Origin of the sequence: Roseicyclus persicicus, assembly GCF_012395815.1 — a bacterium.
GTDB lineage: Bacteria > Pseudomonadota > Alphaproteobacteria > Rhodobacterales > Rhodobacteraceae > Roseicyclus > Roseicyclus persicicus.
Genome location: NZ_JAAZQQ010000001.1, coordinates 510,052 through 526,513, shown reverse-complemented (window position 1 = coordinate 526,513; position 16,462 = coordinate 510,052). Strand labels below are relative to the sequence as shown.

18 protein-coding genes are annotated in these 16,462 nt (G+C 71.8%); 9 read left to right on the top strand and 9 right to left on the bottom strand.

The genetic code is table 11. The features are described from left to right. Nucleotides 1-8: 8 nt before the first annotated feature. The 4 genes from HCU73_RS02760 to yajC are packed head-to-tail and all read right to left on the bottom strand — an operon-like array spanning nt 9 to nt 3,732. Nucleotides 9-761, bottom strand: coding sequence for a sulfite exporter TauE/SafE family protein (locus HCU73_RS02760; RefSeq protein ID WP_168621861.1), 753 nt, complete (start codon nt 759-761; stop codon nt 9-11). Then, the gene (gene secF / locus HCU73_RS02755; RefSeq protein ID WP_168621860.1) at nt 754-1,722 is read right to left on the bottom strand and encodes a protein translocase subunit SecF; all 969 of its coding nucleotides are present in this window, start codon (nt 1,720-1,722) and stop codon (nt 754-756) included. The genes HCU73_RS02760 and secF overlap by 8 nt, the downstream gene beginning before the upstream one ends. 4 nt (nt 1,723-1,726) lie before the next feature. Further along, complete coding sequence (secD, locus tag HCU73_RS02750) at nt 1,727-3,394, bottom strand: protein translocase subunit SecD (protein WP_168621859.1); 1,668 nt, start codon at nt 3,392-3,394, stop codon at nt 1,727-1,729. Nucleotides 3,395-3,450: 56 nt separating this feature from the next. Beyond that, on the bottom strand, nt 3,451-3,732 hold the full coding sequence (yajC, locus tag HCU73_RS02745; protein WP_168621858.1) for a preprotein translocase subunit YajC: 282 nt from the start codon (nt 3,730-3,732) through the stop codon (nt 3,451-3,453). Nucleotides 3,733-4,135: 403 nt separating this feature from the next. Between yajC and serS the strand changes: the two genes are divergently transcribed. The 5 genes from serS to HCU73_RS02720 all read left to right on the top strand — a co-directional run bounded on the left by serS (nt 4,136) and on the right by HCU73_RS02720 (nt 9,010). Next, nucleotides 4,136-5,428 (top strand): serine--tRNA ligase, encoded by a 1,293-nt coding sequence (gene serS, locus HCU73_RS02740; RefSeq protein WP_168621857.1) that lies wholly within the window; start codon nt 4,136-4,138, stop codon nt 5,426-5,428. Continuing rightward, nucleotides 5,421-6,161: a tryptophan-rich sensory protein gene (locus tag HCU73_RS02735; RefSeq protein WP_168621856.1), complete on the top strand. Its 741-nt coding sequence runs from the start codon at nt 5,421-5,423 to the stop codon at nt 6,159-6,161. The genes serS and HCU73_RS02735 overlap by 8 nt, the downstream gene beginning before the upstream one ends. Before the next feature lie 154 nt (nt 6,162-6,315). Then, nucleotides 6,316-7,101, top strand: a complete 786-nt coding sequence (surE, locus tag HCU73_RS02730) for a 5'/3'-nucleotidase SurE (RefSeq protein ID WP_168621855.1) — start codon at nt 6,316-6,318, stop codon at nt 7,099-7,101. Further along, a complete protein-coding gene (locus tag HCU73_RS02725) occupies nt 7,098-7,748 on the top strand; it encodes a protein-L-isoaspartate(D-aspartate) O-methyltransferase (RefSeq protein ID WP_168621854.1) in 651 nt (216 codons plus the stop codon). Before surE ends, HCU73_RS02725 begins: the two co-directional genes overlap by 4 nt. Before the next feature lie 158 nt (nt 7,749-7,906). Continuing rightward, nucleotides 7,907-9,010: a M23 family metallopeptidase gene (locus HCU73_RS02720; RefSeq protein WP_168621853.1), complete on the top strand. Its 1,104-nt coding sequence runs from the start codon at nt 7,907-7,909 to the stop codon at nt 9,008-9,010. Here the strand turns inward: HCU73_RS02720 and HCU73_RS02715 are convergent. Then, on the bottom strand, nt 8,998-9,873 hold the full coding sequence (locus tag HCU73_RS02715; protein WP_168621852.1) for a LysR family transcriptional regulator ArgP: 876 nt from the start codon (nt 9,871-9,873) through the stop codon (nt 8,998-9,000). The genes HCU73_RS02720 and HCU73_RS02715 overlap by 13 nt on opposite strands. Nucleotides 9,874-9,963: 90 nt before the next feature. Between HCU73_RS02715 and HCU73_RS02710 the strand changes: the two genes are divergently transcribed. The 4 genes from HCU73_RS02710 to HCU73_RS02695 all read left to right on the top strand — a co-directional run bounded on the left by HCU73_RS02710 (nt 9,964) and on the right by HCU73_RS02695 (nt 12,722). Next, complete coding sequence (locus tag HCU73_RS02710; RefSeq protein WP_168621851.1) at nt 9,964-10,569, top strand: LysE/ArgO family amino acid transporter; 606 nt, start codon at nt 9,964-9,966, stop codon at nt 10,567-10,569. A gap of 40 nt (nt 10,570-10,609) precedes the next feature. Then, a complete protein-coding gene (locus tag HCU73_RS02705; RefSeq protein ID WP_239025425.1) occupies nt 10,610-11,539 on the top strand; it encodes a DMT family transporter in 930 nt (309 codons plus the stop codon). Nucleotides 11,540-11,689: 150 nt separating this feature from the next. Beyond that, on the top strand, nt 11,690-12,382 hold the full coding sequence (locus HCU73_RS02700; protein WP_168621850.1) for an HAD family hydrolase: 693 nt from the start codon (nt 11,690-11,692) through the stop codon (nt 12,380-12,382). A gap of 100 nt (nt 12,383-12,482) precedes the next feature. Beyond that, nucleotides 12,483-12,722 (top strand): HP1242/YdcH family protein, encoded by a 240-nt coding sequence (locus tag HCU73_RS02695; protein WP_168621849.1) that lies wholly within the window; start codon nt 12,483-12,485, stop codon nt 12,720-12,722. A 28-nt stretch (nt 12,723-12,750) separates the two neighbouring features. Here the strand turns inward: HCU73_RS02695 and HCU73_RS02690 are convergent, their stop codons facing one another. From HCU73_RS02690 to HCU73_RS02675, 4 genes are all read right to left on the bottom strand, one after another. Then, nucleotides 12,751-13,218 (bottom strand): SRPBCC family protein, encoded by a 468-nt coding sequence (locus HCU73_RS02690; protein WP_168621848.1) that lies wholly within the window; start codon nt 13,216-13,218, stop codon nt 12,751-12,753. A 56-nt stretch (nt 13,219-13,274) separates the two neighbouring features. Then, nucleotides 13,275-14,669, bottom strand: a complete 1,395-nt coding sequence (locus tag HCU73_RS02685) for a helix-turn-helix domain-containing protein (protein ID WP_168621847.1) — start codon at nt 14,667-14,669, stop codon at nt 13,275-13,277. A 59-nt stretch (nt 14,670-14,728) separates the two neighbouring features. Beyond that, nucleotides 14,729-15,943 (bottom strand): multidrug effflux MFS transporter, encoded by a 1,215-nt coding sequence (locus tag HCU73_RS02680; RefSeq protein WP_168621846.1) that lies wholly within the window; start codon nt 15,941-15,943, stop codon nt 14,729-14,731. 75 nt (nt 15,944-16,018) lie between these two features. Beyond that, nucleotides 16,019-16,372 carry a DMT family protein gene (locus HCU73_RS02675; RefSeq protein WP_168621845.1) on the bottom strand — a complete coding sequence of 118 codons (354 nt, stop codon included), beginning with the start codon at nt 16,370-16,372 and terminating at the stop codon, nt 16,019-16,021. Nucleotides 16,373-16,462 lie beyond the last annotated feature (90 nt).

Genomic DNA, 16,462 nt, shown 5'->3' with positions numbered 1-16,462 from the left:
CGTCTCCCTCAATCCCAGACCGGGAGCCCGGCCAGCGCCGAGGCCCCGATGATCGCGTAGGCGACCCGGCGATACAAAGCCTCGCGCGCGGGGTCAAACATCGCCTGCCCGATCCAGTTGCCCACCGCGTAGGGCCCCATCAGGATCAGCCCCAGCCACAGCGCCTCGGGCCGCAGCAGCCCCTGCGCCCAGAGCTGCGGCAGCAACAGCGCCGAGGCCAGTGTCAGGAACACCAGCGTGTTCGCCCGCGTCACCGCCGCCGGCGCGCCCGCCCCGAGGTTGAACAGGATCACGACCGGCCCGGTCAGCCCCGTCGCCCCGCCGATCACCCCCGTCGCCCCGCCGACACCCAACAGCGCGCCCGTGCCCGGCGCCGCCCGCATCCGCCAGCCCGCCACCAGCGCCGCCAGCGTCGCCAGCACCAGCCCCGACACCGCCCAGCGGATCGCCGTCTCGTCCGCCGCCCGCAGCACCCAGACCCCCAGCGGAAACCCCGCCGTCGCCCCCGCGAGCATCAGGCCGAGCGTGCGCTTGCCCGTCATCGGCCAGGCGCGCGGCACCACCGTCACCAGCGAGGACACCGCCGTCAGGGAAAACGCCGCTACCGCCAGCTCGGGCGGCACCAGCGCCACCGCCACCGGCAGGAACACCAGCGCCGCGCCGAAGCCCGCGAAACCGTAGACCGTGCCCGAGACGAGGATCGCCCCGATCAGCGCCCAGAGCCCCGGCAGCGCGAACGCCGCCGCGAGGGCGTCAGGCATCGATGTTGGAGAACTGCGTGCCGGCCTTGGCGTCGGGCTTGGACCAGTCGCGCTTGACCCCGATGAACAGCACCACGTTCTTGGCGACGTAGACCGAGGAATAGGTGCCGACGATCACGCCCCAGAAGATCGCGAAAACGAAGCCCCGGATCACGTCGCCGCCCAGCACCAGCAGCGCCAGCAGCGCCAGCAGCGTGGTGCCCGAGGTCATCACCGTGCGGCTCAGCGTCTCGTTCACCGACAGGTTCATCACGTCGCGCAGCTCGCGCGTCTTGTACTTGATCAGGTTCTCGCGCAGCCGGTCGAAGATCACCACGGTGTCGTTGATCGAATAGCCGATGATCGTCAGCAGCGCCGCGATGGTGGCCAGGTCGAACCGGATCTGCAGCAGGCTGAAGATGCCGATGGTCAGGATCACGTCATGCACCAGCGCCACCACGGCCCCGACCGAGAACTGCCATTCGAAGCGCAGCCAGATGTAGACCAGGATCGCGCCCAGCGAGGCCAGCACCGCGATGATCGCCGTCTGGATCAGCTCGCCCGACACCTTGGGGCCCACGGATTCGACCGAGGGGAAGGTGATGTCCGGCACCACGGCGACCAGTGCCGCCTCGACCGCGGCGATGGTCTCGGGCGTGACCGCCTCGGCCCCGTCCTGCGCCTGGATGCGGATCATGGCGACGTTCTGGTCGGGCCCGAAGGTCGGGTCGAACACCTCGGTGATCGACACGTCGCCCAAGGCCAGCGGCGCCAGCGCGTCGCGGTAGACGCCCACGTCGACAGCCTCGGCCGATTCCGTGCGGATCGTCGTGCCGCCGAGGAAGTCGATGCCGAAGTTCAGGCCCATGCTCAGCCAGACGCCCAACGACAGCACCATGGCGACGACCGAGGCGCCGAAGGTCAGCCGGGCATACTTGAAGAAGTCGATGCTGGTCTGGTCGGGGACAAGCCGCAGGCGCATGGGATCAGACCTCGATTGTCTTGGGGCGACGCCGGTCGAACCAGGTCACGATCAGAAGGCGGGTCACGTAGATCGCGGTGAAGACCGAGGTGATGATCCCGATCCCCAGCGTGACCGAGAAGCCCCGCACCGGGCCCGAGCCCAGCGTGAACAGGATCACCGCGATGATGAAAGTGGTCAGGTTGGCGTCGACGATGGCGCTCAGCGCGCGGCTGTAGCCCAGCTCGATGGCGCGGGCGGGGCCCTTGGCGGTCTTCAGCTCCTCGCGGATGCGCTCGAACACCAGCACGTTGGCGTCGACCGCCATGCCGATGGTCAGCACGATGCCCGCGATGCCCGGCAGCGTCAGGGTGGCCCCGATCACCGACAGGATGCCGAAGATCAGCCCCACGTTCAGCACCAGCGCGATGCAGGCGAAGACCCCGAACAGGCCGTAGCTCAGCACCATGAACACCAGCACCGCGGCAAAGGCGACCAGCGCCGCCATCTCGCCCGCCTCGATCGAGTCGGCCCCCAGCTCGGGGCCGATGGTCCGCTCCTCCAGGAACACCATCTCGGCCGGCAGCGCGCCCGCGCGCAACAGCACGGCCAGCTCGGTCGAGGTCTCGACGGTGAAGTTGCCGGTGATCTGCCCCGACCCGCCGGTGATCGCCTGCCGGATCACCGGGGCCGAGATCACCTCGTTGTCCAGCACGATGGCAAAGGGTGCGCCCACGTTGGCGGCCGTGTAGTCGCCGAAATCGCGCGCGCCGGCGGGGTTGAACCGGAAGGTGACCGAGGGCTGCCCGGTCTGCTGGTCGAAGGCCGGCTGGCTGTCGACCAGGTCGTCGCCGGTGACCACCGGGGTCTGCTCCAGGATGTAGAACACCCCGTCCTCGTCCATCGACGGCAGCAGCAGCTGGCGCGCCTCGACATCGGCCTCGGGGTCCTGCGTGCGGCCCACCACCGGGTGGAAGGTCAGCCGCGCGGTGGTGCCGATCAGGTCCTTCAGCTCCTGCGCGCTGCCGATGCCGGGCACCTGGATCAGGATGCGGTCCTGCCCCTGGCGCTGGATCGTCGGCTCGCGGGTGCCGGCCTCGTCGACGCGGCGGCGCACGATCTCGACCGACTGCTGCATGGTGCGGTCGTCGGTGGCCTGGCGCTCGGCCTCGGACAGGGTGACGACGATCAGGTCGCCGGTGCCGCTGACCTCCAGGGTGGGCGATCCCACGCCGGTCAGGCTGACCACCGGCTGGGCCAGCGTGCGCACCGCGGCCACGCCGGCGGCCAGGCCCTCGGGCTGGCTGATGCGCACATGCAGCTCGCCCGCCGGCGCGTCCTGCCGGCGGATCGTGCCGACCTGGTCGCGCACGTCGCGCAGCGCGTCGCGCACCTCCGGCCACAGCCCGTCCATCCGCGCCTCGTAGACGTCGGCGACCTGCACCTCGGCCAGCAGATGCGCGCCGCCCCGCAGGTCGAGCCCGAGGTTCACCAGCGTCGACGGCAGCCAGTCGGGCCACAGCGCCCGGTCTGCGGCCAGCGCGTCGGTGGTGGCGCCCGTCTCCTCGATCGCGGCGACGGCGTCGTTGTGCCGCTCGACCCGGTCGTAGAACAGGTTGGGCATGGCGAAGGAAACCCCCGCCAGCACCACCAGGACGATCATCAGCCGGTTCCAGAGCGGGATCTGCAGCATGTCTCGGGCCCTTTCGGCCGGTCCGTGTCGGTCAGGTCAGGCGGCGCGGCGCCGGCTCAGTCCTTGGCCGGCTCGGTCTTGGAGCGCACCTGCGCGATGGTCGGGCGCACGACGCGGACGCGGACGCCCTCGGCCAGCTCGACCTCCAGCTCGGCGTCGTCCTTCACCTTGGTGACCTTGCCGATCAGCCCGCCCTGGGTGACCACCTCGTCGCCCCGGCGCAGCGCCGCGACCATGGCCTGGTGCTCCTTCACCCGCTTCTGCTGCGGGCGGATGAGCAGGAAGTACATGATCACGAAGATCAGGATCAGGGGGACGAACTGGGCGAAGGCTTCCATGTGCGGCGCGGTCCTCTGGTACGGCGGTCGGGGGCGACGGAGCCCCCCCGGGAAAAAGTCGGCGCACCCTACTGGCGGCCATGGGCGAAGGCAAGGCGCGGTCAGGGGCAGATGGGCGCAGGGGCGGACGGGGGCAAGGGGGGTGTGGCCGGAGGGGCCGGGCGCACCCCGCCGGGGCCGGATCGCGGGGGCTGCGCGGGCCGCGAAAGACCCGCCGCCTCGCCTCCGGCACCCCGAATATCCGCACAGACTCACCCAAACACCCCGCTTCCCGTGCGCGCACAACGTATGCACAGCCTGTGTACGCCCCGTGCACGGGGTGTGACGCCCCGCAACCGGGGCCTTCCCCATCCCTGCCCCCTCTGGCATACCCCGCCCGAGACCCAAGACCCGAGGCCCCCCGATGCACGACATCCGCGCGATCCGCGAGACCCCCGCCGCCTTCGACGCCGCGCTGGCCCGCCGGGGCCTCGCGCCGCAGTCGCCCGCCATCCTGTCGCTCGACGAGGCCCGCCGCGCCTGCATCCTCGCCGCCGAGACCGCGCAGGCCGACCGCAACGCCGCCTCCAGGGAAGTGGGCGCCGCCAAGGCCCGCGGCGACGACGCCGAGTTCGAGCGCCTCCGCGCCCTTGTCGCTGAAAAGAAAGACGAAATCGCCCGGCTCGAGGAGGAGGCCAAGGCCAGGGACGCCGAGCTGCGCGACCTGCTCGCCGGCATCCCCAACCTGCCCTACGCCGACGTCCCCGACGGCGAGGACGAGGCCGGCAACGTCGAGATCAACCGCTGGGGCACGCCCCGCACCTTCGATTTCACGCCGAAGGAGCATTACGAGATCGCGGGCGTGGCCCGGCTCCTCGACTTCGAGACGGCGGCCAAGCTCTCGGGCGCGCGCTTCGTCGTGATGCAGGGCGCCGTCGCCCGCCTGCACCGGGCGCTGGCGCAATTCATGCTGGATGTTCATACACTTGAGAACGGCCTGACCGAAGTGAACGGCCCCGTTCTGGTGCGCCCCGAAACCATGTTCGGCACCGGCCAGCTGCCCAAATTCGGCGAGGACAGCTACGAGACCACCAACGGCTGGTGGCTCATCCCCACCTCCGAGGTCAGCCTGACCAACATCGTCGCGGGCGAGATCCTCGACGAGGCGCAGCTGCCCCTCCGCTTCACCGCCCACTCGCTGTGCTTCCGCTCCGAGGCCGGCAGCGCGGGCCGCGACACCGCCGGAATGCTGCGCCAGCACCAGTTCGAGAAGGTCGAGATGGTCTCGATTACCCACCCCGACGCCTCGGACGACGAGCAGAAGCGGATGCTCCGCTGCGCCGAGGGCATCCTCGAACGCCTTGGGATTCCTTACAGAACCGTCGTGCTCTGCACGGGTGACATGGGCTTCGGCGCGCGGCGGACCTACGACATCGAGGCCTGGCTGCCGGGCCAGGACACCTACCGCGAGATCAGCTCGGTCTCGACCTGCGGCGACTTCCAGGCGCGGCGGATGAACGCCCGCTTCCGCCCCGCCGGCGGCGGCAAGCCCGAGTTCCTGCACACCCTGAACGGCTCCGGCCTCGCCGTGGGCCGCTGCCTGATCGCGGTGCTGGAGAACGGCCAGCAGGGCGACGGCTCGGTGCTTCTCCCGGCCGCGCTGCACCCCTACATCGGGGGCATGACCCGCATCACGCCGGAGGGGCAGCTTGCCTGATCTCGACCTCGAACGCCCCGACGACCCCAGGGATACCGCCCGGCTCAAGGCCGTGCTGGTGCTGGTGGCGACGATCGCCTTCGTGCTCTCGCCGCTCCTGACCCAGCCCTTCACCGGGTTCCCGCCCGAGCTGCTGCCCGTGCCGGTCGAGCAACCCCCGATCCAGCCCGCGGGCTATGCCTTCTCGATCTGGGGCGTGATCTACCTGTGGCTGCTGGCCGCGGCGGGCTACGGTCTCGTGAAGCGCGACACCGCGCCCGACTGGGACGCGGGGCGCTGGGGCCTGTTCCTCAGCACCGCCCTCGGCGCGTCCTGGATCGGCGTGGCGCTGACGGCGCCGGTCACGGCGACCCTGTTCATCTGGATCATGCTCGGCGGCGCGCTCTGGGCGCTGATGCGCGCGCCGGCCCGCGACCGGGGGTGGAACGCCCTGCCGCTGGGCCTCTACGCCGGCTGGCTGACGGCGGCGTCCTGCGTCGCGCTCGGCACCGTCGCCATGGGCCACGGCCTCGGCGGCGAGACGGCGCTCAGCTGGGCGGGCCTCGCGCTGGCACTCGCCCTCGCCGTCCCCCTGACCCTGCGGCTGCGGGTGCCCACCTACCCCATCGCCGTGGCCTGGGCGCTGATCGGCGTCGTCGCGGCCAATGCCACGACTGCCCCCGCGCTGGCGGGTGCGGCGGCCGGTGGTGCGGCGGGCCTCATCTGCCTTGCGCTGAAACAATCGCGCGCCTGATCACATCTTTGCTTGAAAAATACTCCGGGGGAGGCGCGGCCCAGGGCCGCGACGGGGGCAGAGCCCCCATCCGCCGCCTGCCGCCCGCGCACGGCTTGCCCATGGGGGACCCAGCCGCTAGACCCTGACCCGACTCCTGCCGACGGACGACCCCATGCGCATCCTCATCACCAACGACGACGGCATCAACGCCCCCGGCCTCAAGGTGCTGGAGGCCATCGCCGCCGAGATCGCGGGGCCGGGCGGCGAGGTCTGGACCGTCGCCCCCGCCTTCGAGCAGTCGGGCGTCGGGCACTGCATCTCCTACGTCCACCCCACCATGATCGCCGAGCTCGGCCCCCGCCGCTTCGCCGCCGAGGGCTCGCCGGCCGACTGCGTGCTGGCGGGCCTCTACGACGTGATGAAGGGCCGCACGCCCGATCTCGTGCTGTCGGGCGTGAACCGGGGCAACAACGCGGCCGAGAACGTGCTCTACTCCGGCACCATCGGCGGCGCGATGGAGGCCGCCCTGCAGGGCCTGCCCGCCATCGCCCTGTCGCAGTACTACGGCCCCGGCAACGTCACCCTGGGCAACAGCTTCGAGGCCGCCGCCCGCCACGGCGCGGGCGTGATCCGCAAGCTGCTCGACAGCGGGCACTGGGACGAGACCGACTACCGCATCTTCTACAACGTGAATTTCCCGCCGCTGCCCGCCGCCGAGGTGCGCGGCACCCGCGTCGTGGCCCAGGGCTACCGCCGCGAGACGCGCTTTGGCGTGGAGCCGCATGTCGCGCCCAACGGGCGGCGGTTCCTCTGGATCAAGGGCGGGCGGCAGGACGTCCCGACGGCGCCCGGCACCGACGCCCATGCGAACCTGCAGGGCTACATCTCGGTCACGCCGATGCGGGTGGACCTGACGGCGCATGACCGGCTGGAGGCGTTGAGGGCCGCGCTGGAATGACGCCCGAGGACGCCACGCGCAAGATGCAGTTCCTGTTCCACCTCCGCCAGAAGGGCGTGACGGACCTGCGCGTGCTCAAGGCGATGGAGGTGATCGACCGGGGCGCCTTCGTGCGCGGGCATTTCGCCGACCGCGCCTATGACGACATGCCCCTGCCCATCGCGTCCGGGCAGACGATCAGCCAGCCCTCGGTGGTGGGCCTGATGACCCAGGCCCTGCAGGTGCAGCCGCGCGACACCGTGCTCGAGATCGGGACCGGCTCGGGCTACCAGGCGGCGATCCTCGGGCAGCTGGCGCGCCGGGTCTACACCATCGACCGCTACCGCACGCTGACCCGCGAGGCCGAGATCCTGTTCACCAAGATGGGCCTCGTGAACATCACGGTGCTCACCGGCGACGGAAGCTTCGGCCTGCCGGAACAGGGGCCCTTCGACCGCATCCTCGTCACCGCCGCCGCCGAGGACCCGCCCGGGCCGCTCCTGCAGCAGCTGAAGCCCGGCGGCGTCATGGTCGTGCCCGTGGGCCAGTCCGACGCGGTGCAGAGCCTGATCCGCGTGACCCGGCGCGAGGACGGCAGCGGCTTCGACTACGACGAGCTGATGCCGGTGCGCTTCGTGCCGCTGGTGGACGGGCTGCCGCGCGACTGACGCCACGGCCGCGCCCGGCGATTGTCCGCCTGCGGGGCTTTATCCGCGGCGCGGTTTCGATGTAGAAGCGGGACAGCCCGAGACCCCGGTCCACGGGGCTGTGACGTGTTGGTGGAACGGCCAGTCACCGGCCGACGATGTTGAGGAAGACCCGAGCGATGCCCCGCGCCTCCCTGATTGCCCTCGGATTGTGCCTGCCGCTGCTTGCCGGCTGCGTGTCGTCGGACATCGACTTCGACCTGCGCCCCGACCGCATCAGCACCCGCGGCGCGGGCGAGACGGCGCCGCGCCCCGAGCCCGACGCCAACGGCCTGATCACCTACGAAAGTTACCAGATGGTCGTGGCCCGCCGCGGCGACACCGTCAGCGACGTCGCCCGCCGCATCGGCATGGACCCCGAGGAACTGGCCCGCTTCAACGGGCGCACGTCCTCCGACCTGCTGCGGCCCGACGAGGTGCTGGCCCTGCCCCGCCGGGTCAGCCCCGGCGCCGGCGGCGGCACCGACATCGCCGCCATCGCCTCGGGCGCCATCGCGGCCGCCGAGGCGCGGCAGGGCGCCGGCGGGGCCGCGCCGGTCGCGCTGCAGCCCGGGCAGGAGCCGATCCGCCACCGCGTCGGCCGCGGCGAGACCGCCTATTCCATCGCCCGGCTCTACAGCGTGTCGGTGCGGTCGCTGGCGGAATGGAACGGCCTCGGCCCCGACCTCGCGGTGCGCGAGGGGCAATACCTCATCATCCCGATCGTGATCGAGGAGGCCGCGGCCCCCGCCGGCTCGGCCCCTGGCACGACCGTGGCGCCCCTGCCGCCCTCGGCGGCGTCGCCGCTGCCCGAGCCGATCTCGCAGGCGCCGCTGCCGGCGCCGGGCACACAGGCGGCACCCGCCCCGGCCCCCGCACCCGCGGCGCCCGCCGCCACGACGCGCTTCATCCAGCCCGTCGCGGGCAGCATCATCCGGCCCTACGGCAACGGCAACGAGGGCATCGACATCGGCGCGGCCACCGGCACCGCGGTGCGCGCGGCGGGCGACGGCGAGGTCGCGGCGATCACGCAGGACACCGACCAGATCCCGATCCTCGTGGTGCGCCACCCCGACGGGCTGCTGACGGTCTATGCCAACATCCGCAACATCCGCGTGGCCCGCGGCGACAGCGTCACCCAAGGGCAGACCATCGCCGAGGTCGGCGCGGGCGACCCGCCCTTCCTGCATTTCGAGGTCCGCCGCGGCTTCGAGGCGGTGAACCCCACCCGCTACCTGCCCTGATCCGCCCCCGCGCGCCGCAGCGCGCGGGTGAGGTCCGCCAGCGCGGCCGCCCCCTGCCGCGGCACCTGCCAATAGAGGGCCGTGTCGATCCGCACCGCCGGGTCGAGGTCGACGAGCCGACCCTCGGCCACCAGCGGCGCGACCAGCGGCTCGGGGTTCACCGCCCAGCCGAGGCCCGCCAGCGCCGCGTCGGTGATGCCATGGGTGGACCCGAGGTAGTGGGTGACGGGAAACACCCGTTCCCCCGTCGCCGCCTCGGCCCAGGCGCGCTGCAGCCTGTCCTTGCGGTTGAAGGTCAGCGCCGGCGCACGGGCCAGCGCCGGGGCGGTGACACCGTCGGGAAAGTGGCGCGCGACGAAGCCGGGGGACGCGAAGGCGAGGTAGCGGATCGCGCCGAGGGGCCGCACGTCGCAGCCCGGAACCGGGCGGTCCGACGCGGTGATCGCGGCGGCCACCTCGCCCGCGCGCAGCAGTTCGGCGGAATGGTCCTGGTCGTCGATGACGAGGTCGTAGAGCAGCCCCTCGACCGCGGCGAGGGCCGGGATGACCCAGGTGGCGAGGCTGTCGGCGGTGACGGCGATGCGCACCGGCGTGCCGGGATCGGGGCGGGCCAGCGCGAGGTCGCGCCTGAGATCGCGTTCCAGCAGGCCCACCGCCTCGGCATGGGCCATCAGGCGGCGCCCGGCCCCGGTCGGCGTGGCGGGGCGGCTGCGGCGGACGAGCGCGGTGCCCAGCGCCTCCTCCAGCGCCTTGATCCGCTGCGACACCGCCGACTGGGTCACGCCGAGCTGCCCCGCCGCCCCCTCGAAGGAGCCGGTCTGCAGCACGGCGGCAAAGGCGGCGAGGGCGGCGCGGTCGATCATCAGCGCAGCTTATGCTGCACAACTTTATTTCGCTAGACCGATGCGCACAGGGCGGCTACCCCGCGCCGGTCCGCCTTCACGGAGCCCCCGATGACCGCCGCCTGGCTTGCCGGTTTCGCCCTGTCCTTCAGCCTGATCCTCGCCATCGGGGCGCAGAACGCCTTTGTCCTGCGGCAGGGGCTGCGGCGCGCGCATCTGGGCGCGGTGGTCGCCGTCTGCTGCGTCTCCGAGGGGGTGCTGATCTTTGCGGGTGTGGCCGGGTTCGGCGCGCTGGCCGCCCGCGCGCCCTGGGCGATCGAGGCGATGCGCTGGGGCGGGGCGGCCTTTCTCGTGGCCTACGGGCTGCGCAGCCTGCGGGCGGCCTGGGGCGCGGCCGAGGCGCTGGATACGGGCGGCGCGGCGGTGCAGTCCCTGCGGGCCGCGGTCGGCACGGCGCTGGTGCTGACCTGGGCCAACCCGCATGTCTACCTGGATACCGTGGGGCTGATCGGGGCCGTCGCCACCACCTACGGCCCGGCGCGCTGGGTGTTCGGCGCGGGCGCGCTGTCGGCTTCGGTGCTGTTCTTCGTCCTTCTCGGCTACGGTGCGCGGGCGCTGGCGCCGCTGTTCGCGCGGCCCGCGGCGTGGCGGGTGCTGGACGCGGTCGTCGGCGTCACCATGCTGGCACTGGCGGCCAAGCTGGCGCTGGCCGGGTAACCGGCTGGACAGTCCCGCGGCGCTGCGCCATGTCGGGGGCATGACCGCCGCCCCCGACACCGCCCGCCCCCCCGCCGCCGCAGCCGCGCGGCCGGTCGCGGGCGTCTTGTGGATGATCCTGACGGGCCTGTGCTTCGTCGCGGTGACGGCGAGCGTGAAGATGGTCGGCACCGAGGTGCCGGCGCCGCAGTCGGCCTTCCTGCGCTACGCGCTCGGGCTGGTGTTCCTGATCCCGATGTGGCCCGCGATGCGCGCCGCGCGGCTCGACCGCGGCACGTGGGTGCTGTTCGGGCTGCGCGGGGTCTGCCACTCGGCGGCGGTGATCCTGTGGTTCTACGCGATGACCCGCATCCCGATCGCGGATGTCACCGCGCTGAACTACCTCAACCCTATCTACGTCATGCTGCTGGCGGTGCTGTTCCTGGGCGAACGGCTGGGGCCGTGGCGGATCGGGGCGGTCGGGGTGGCCTTTCTCGGCACGCTGGTGATCGTGCGGCCCGGCTTCCGCGAGATCGACGTGGGCCACATCGCCATGCTGTTCACGGCCGCCGCCATGGCGGGCAGCTACTTCATGGCGAAACTGCTGTCGGGGCGGGCCAGGCCGCAGGTGGTGGTGTTCATGCTGTCGGCCATCGTGCCGGTGGTACTGTTGCCCTACGCGGTGGCGGTCTGGGTGCCGGTCAGCTGGGAACAGCTGGGCTGGCTGTTCCTGACCGCCTGCTTCGCCACGGCGGGGCACTACACCATGACGCTCGCCTTCACGGCGGCGCCGCTGACGGTGACGCAGCCGGTGACCTTCCTGCAGCTGGTCTGGGCGACGCTGCTGGGCGTGGTGGTGTTCGGCGAGGCGGCGGACGGCTTCGTGATGCTGGGCGGCGCCATGATCATCGCGGCGATCAGCGTGGTGACCTGGCGCGAGGCGCGCCGCAAACGCCCGGTGACGCCGCCGCCCGATGCACCCGGCGCTTGAATGGCCGCTTTTCGTTTCGCCTGCAAACTGTGCAACGCCCCGGCCCCGCGCACAGGCCTGAGACAAAGCCCCTTGCCGCGCCGCAGCAAGCCGGGCGTGCCGCTTGTGCCGGCCGCAGGCTCCGCTCCGATGGTGGGGCGGAGGCACCTGATGACATTGGAAGCACTGATCTTTGTGGGCATCGGCACCCTGGCGGAGGTGGCCGACATCGACCGGGCTGCCTGGAACGCGGCCTTTCGGGCCCACGGCGTGCCGTGGTCATGGTCCTGGGACACCTATTCCGAGCTGATGCGGCCCGGCGGCGACCGGCAGCTGGCCGCGCGCTACGCCGCGCATCTGGGACAGGTGGTCGAGGCCGGGGCGCTCGACCGCACCCACCAGAAACACTTCGCCACCATGCTGGCCGGCGGCGTGCCGCTGCGGCCCGGGGTGGCCCGGGTGATGAACTGGGCGGCGCGCGGCGGCGTGAAGCTGGCGCTGGTCAGCCGGTCCGAAGTCGAGCCGGTGCGCGCGCTTCTGAAGGCGACGGCGCGGGAGCGGGGCGGTGCCTCGTTCGACGTGGCGGTGCTGCGCGACGACGTGGAGCGGATGGCGCCGCACCCCGAGGCGATGGTGGCGGCGGTGACGGCGCTTGGCATCGGGCAGGGCCGCGCGGTGGCGGTGGTCGACACCAACGTGGCGCTGGAGGCCGCGCGGGCGGCGGGGCTGCCGGTGCTGGCCTTCCCGGGCCGGCTGGCCGAGGCCGAGCCCGAGGTCTTCGGCGGCGCCCCGATGGCGCATGTCCTGAGCCCCGAGGGGCTGACCGCGGCCTGGAGCGGCGCCAAGAGCCAGGCCGCCGAGTGACGGCACGGAAAGCGCCGGCCGGTTGATCTGGCTCAAGGTCGGGCGGGGCGCGCGGCGCCTAGTCTCTGCCTCGCACAGGAACGCGAGGAAGGAGACACCCATGTCGCACACCCCCCACGAGCTGGCCGAGGAGTTCCCGCAGGACGCGGCGAAGATCCACGCGCTCAAGACGTCGGACGCGCATTTCGCCAAGCTGATGGACGCCTACCACGAGGTGAACCGCGCCGTGCACCGCGCCGAGAGCGGGGTGGAGCCGGTGGACGACTTCACCGACCAGAAGATGCGCAAGGAACGCATGGCCCTGAAGGACCAGATCGCGACGATCCTCGCCAAGGCCTGACGCGGGACGGCCGCGGGGAGGCGCCGGGTCAGGCCCCGGCGCCGTCCTCGGCCGGTCCTTCGAGACGGGCCTGGAAGCGCTCGAAGAACTGGTCGGCCATCTTCTGCGCGAAGCTGTCCACCAGACGCGACCCCAGCTGGGCGAGCTTGCCGCCCACCTTGGCCTCGACGTCGTAATGCAGATCGGTTCCGCCGCCCTCGGCGTCCGACAGCGACACCTGCGCCGCGCCCTTGGCAAAGCCCGCGACGCCGCCCTTGCCCTCGCCCGAGATGGTGTAGCTGGTGCCCGGCACCACGTCGGTCAGGGTGACGGCGCCCTTGAAGGTCGCCTTCACCGGGCCGACCTTCTGCGTCACCACCGCCTCGAAGCCGTCCTCGGGCGAGCCGGTCAGCTCGCTGCAGCCGGGGATGCAGGCCTTGAGCACCTCGGGGTCGTTCAGCGCGGCCCAGACCGTCATGCGGTCGGCGGCGATGGTGCGGGTGGCGTGCAGCTCCATGGGGTCTCCCTCCGTCTCGGACCGGGGTCAGGCGTAGCGGCGCAGGCGCCGCCGCGTCAACGCCTGATCTCGTAGGGCAGCACGTCGCGGCGGTTGGGGTCGACCGTCAGCTGCCGTTCCAGCGGCGGCACCGCGCGCTGGTGGCAGTGGGTGCGCTCGCAGATGCGGCAGGAGATGCCGATGGGCTGGAACGCCGCATCGCGGTCGAGGTCGAGCCCGTCGGCATAGACGAGGTCGGGCGCGTGGCGCACCTCGCACCCCAGCGAGATGGCGAAGCGGCGCGTCGGCGTGCCCCAGGCCCCGCCCGATTTCGACACGTCGCGGGCGAGGATGACGTAGCGCACCCCGTCCGGCGTCTCGGCCAGCTGGCGCAGGAAGCGGGTGGGCGTTTCGAAGGCCTGGTGCACGTTCCAGAGCGGGCAGGCCCCGCCGAAGCGGGCGAATTGCAGCCGCGTGGCGGAATGGCGTTTCGTGACCGTGCCCGCCTGGTCGACGCGGGCGAAGAAGAAGGGGATCCCCTTGGCGCCGGGCCGTTGGAGGGTGGACAGGCGGTGGGCCACCTGCTCGATCGAGGCGCCGAACTGGATCGACAGCCGTTCCAGATCGTGCCGCGTCTCGCGCGCGGCGGCGGCGAAGCGGGTGTAGGGCATCAGCACCGCGCCGGCGAAATAGTTGGCCATGCCGATGCGGGCGATCTCGCGGCTGGTGTCGGACTGGAACCGCGCAAGGTCCAGCGTCGCCTCGATCAGCTGCGCCTGGCCCAGCAGCGCATACTGGTGCAGGAGCTGGAACCGCTGGGTCGTCGGCGCGGCGCGGGGGGACAGGGTGAGCACACGGGTGGCGGGGTCATAGGCGCGCACGCCCTGCCCCGCCTCGTGCCGGATCGTGACGCCCATCGCCCCCAGCACGGCCTGCGTGTGGGCGGCAAGGTCGCCCTCGGCCTTCTCGGCAAAGCGTTCGGCGGCGCGGTCCACGGCGTCGATGTAGTTGTCGCAGTAGTGGAAGAAGTCGCGCACCTCCTCCCACGGGCTGGGCGCGGCCAGCCGCTCCTGCCCCAGCGCCTCGTCGAGGGACGCCAGCCGCTCGTGCGTCTGGCGGTAGGCGCGGTGCAGGTCGAGAAAGGCGCGCGCCAGCGCGGGCGCGTTGGAGGCCGCCAGCCGCAGGTCGGCGAGCGGCGGCGCCGCATCGGCAAAGACCGGGTCGGCCAGCGCCTCGCGCATGTCGGACACCAGCCGCTCGGCGTCACCGGCGCGCAGTTCCGTGACATCGACGCCGAATTCCTGCGCCAGCCCAAGGACAACCGCCGTGGAGACCGGGCGGTTGTTGTTCTCCATCTGGTTCAGGTAGGGCAGCGACACCGCCAGCTTGCCCGCGAAATCCTTCTGCGTCAGGCCCAGGCGGGTGCGGATCTCGCGCAGCTTGGCGCCGGCATAGAGCTTGCGGGGGGACATCGGGCCTCCGGTACGGTTTGCAATCCCGTTCTGCGGGTTTGCAAAGCCGCTGGCAAGCCTCAGCCCGCGACCTGCCGCTCGCGCCGGATGGTGTAGAGGATCGACGCCACCCCCAGCGACGAGGTCAGCAGCATGATCCCGATCAGCGGATAGGCCCCGTTGCCGCCCGTCAGCAGCGCGCCGGCCAGCGCCGACAGCGCCGCGCCGCCGCCGATCATGATGGCGCCCCCGAGGCCCGAGGCGGTGCCGGCCAGCTGCGGGCGCACCGACAACATGCCCGAGGTCGCGTTGGGCAGGACCATGCCGTTGCCGAAGCCCACGAAGGTCATGAAGCCGAAGAAGACATAGGCCGTCTTGAACCCCGCGAGGAACAGCAGGAGCGACAGGAGAAGGCCGAGGGCCGAGATCGCCGACCCCCAGAGGATCATCGCGTTGATCCCGGCCCGGACCGAGAAGCGGCCCGAGATCCAGTTGCCGAAGAAGTAGCCCAGCGCGGGCGCGCCGAAGAAGAAGCCGACCACCGCGGGCGACAGGCCGAACACCTCGGACCCGACATAGGGCGCCCCGCCGAGATAGGCGAAGAAGGCGCCCGAGGCGAAGGCCGCGGACAGGCAGTAGCCCCAGAACCGGCGCGAGGCGAAAAGGACCGGGTATTCCCGGAACTGCGCGGCGAAGCTGCCGCCGCTGGTGCGCGCCGTCTCGCCCAGGTCGCGCCAGACCAGCGCCAGCACCAGCGCGCCGAGGCCGAACAGCAGCCAGAAATTCGCGTGCCAGCCGAAGGTCTCGTCCAGCATGCCCCCGATCACCGGGCCGATCATCGGCACCACGGCCATGCCCATGGTGACGTAGCCGATCTGGCTGGCCGCCTGGTCGGCCGGGTACATGTCGCGCACCACGGCACGGCCGAGCACGAGGCCCGCGACGATCACCGCCTGCATCATGCGGAAGAACAGGAAGGTCTCGACCGTGGGCGCAAGGATGCAGCCCAGCGTGGCGACCAGGAACAGCACGATCGATGCCAGCAGCACCGGGCGCCGGCCGTAGCGGTCGGACACCGGGCCGATCACGATCTGCAGCATCGCGTTCACGGCGAGATACAGCGCGACCGACAGCTGCATCAGCCGGTAGTCGGTGGCGAAATACTCGGTCATCTGCGGCAGCGACGGCAGGAAGATGTTCATCGACAGCGCGCCGATGCCGGTCAGCGCGATGAGCGTGAAGATGTGGGGCGGGGAGGTGCGGTCGAGGAACCGCACGGGATCGGTCGTTGCCATGGCAACGGAACTAGGCCGATCCGGCGCCGCGGTCCAGACCCCGTGCGGTGCAGGGGCGCACGGGGGCCTGTGCGGTCAGGTCCAGCGGTGGAACACGAAGAAGGCGCCCGCGGCGATCAGGGCGAAGCCGACAAGGTGGTTCCAGGCCAGCGGCTCGCGCAGGTAGAGCACCGAGAAGATGCCGAAGACCGTCAGGGTGATGACCTCCTGGATGGTCTTGAGCTCGGCCGCCGAGAAATGCCCGTGGCCGATCCGGTTCGCCGGCACCTGCAGCAGATACTCGAAAAAGGCGATGCCCCAGCTGATCAGGATGACGGCGAAGAGCGGCGCGGTCTTGAACTTGAGGTGGCCGTACCAGGCGAAGGTCATGAAGACGTTCGACAGGATCAACAGGCCGATGGTGGTGACGGGAACGGGGATCTGCGGCATGGGTGGGCACCGGGCGGGGCTGGGGCGGGTGCGGCCGGTGTAGCCCGCCGCGCCGCGGGCGGGGAGGCGCGGCGCAAGGGATTAGCAATT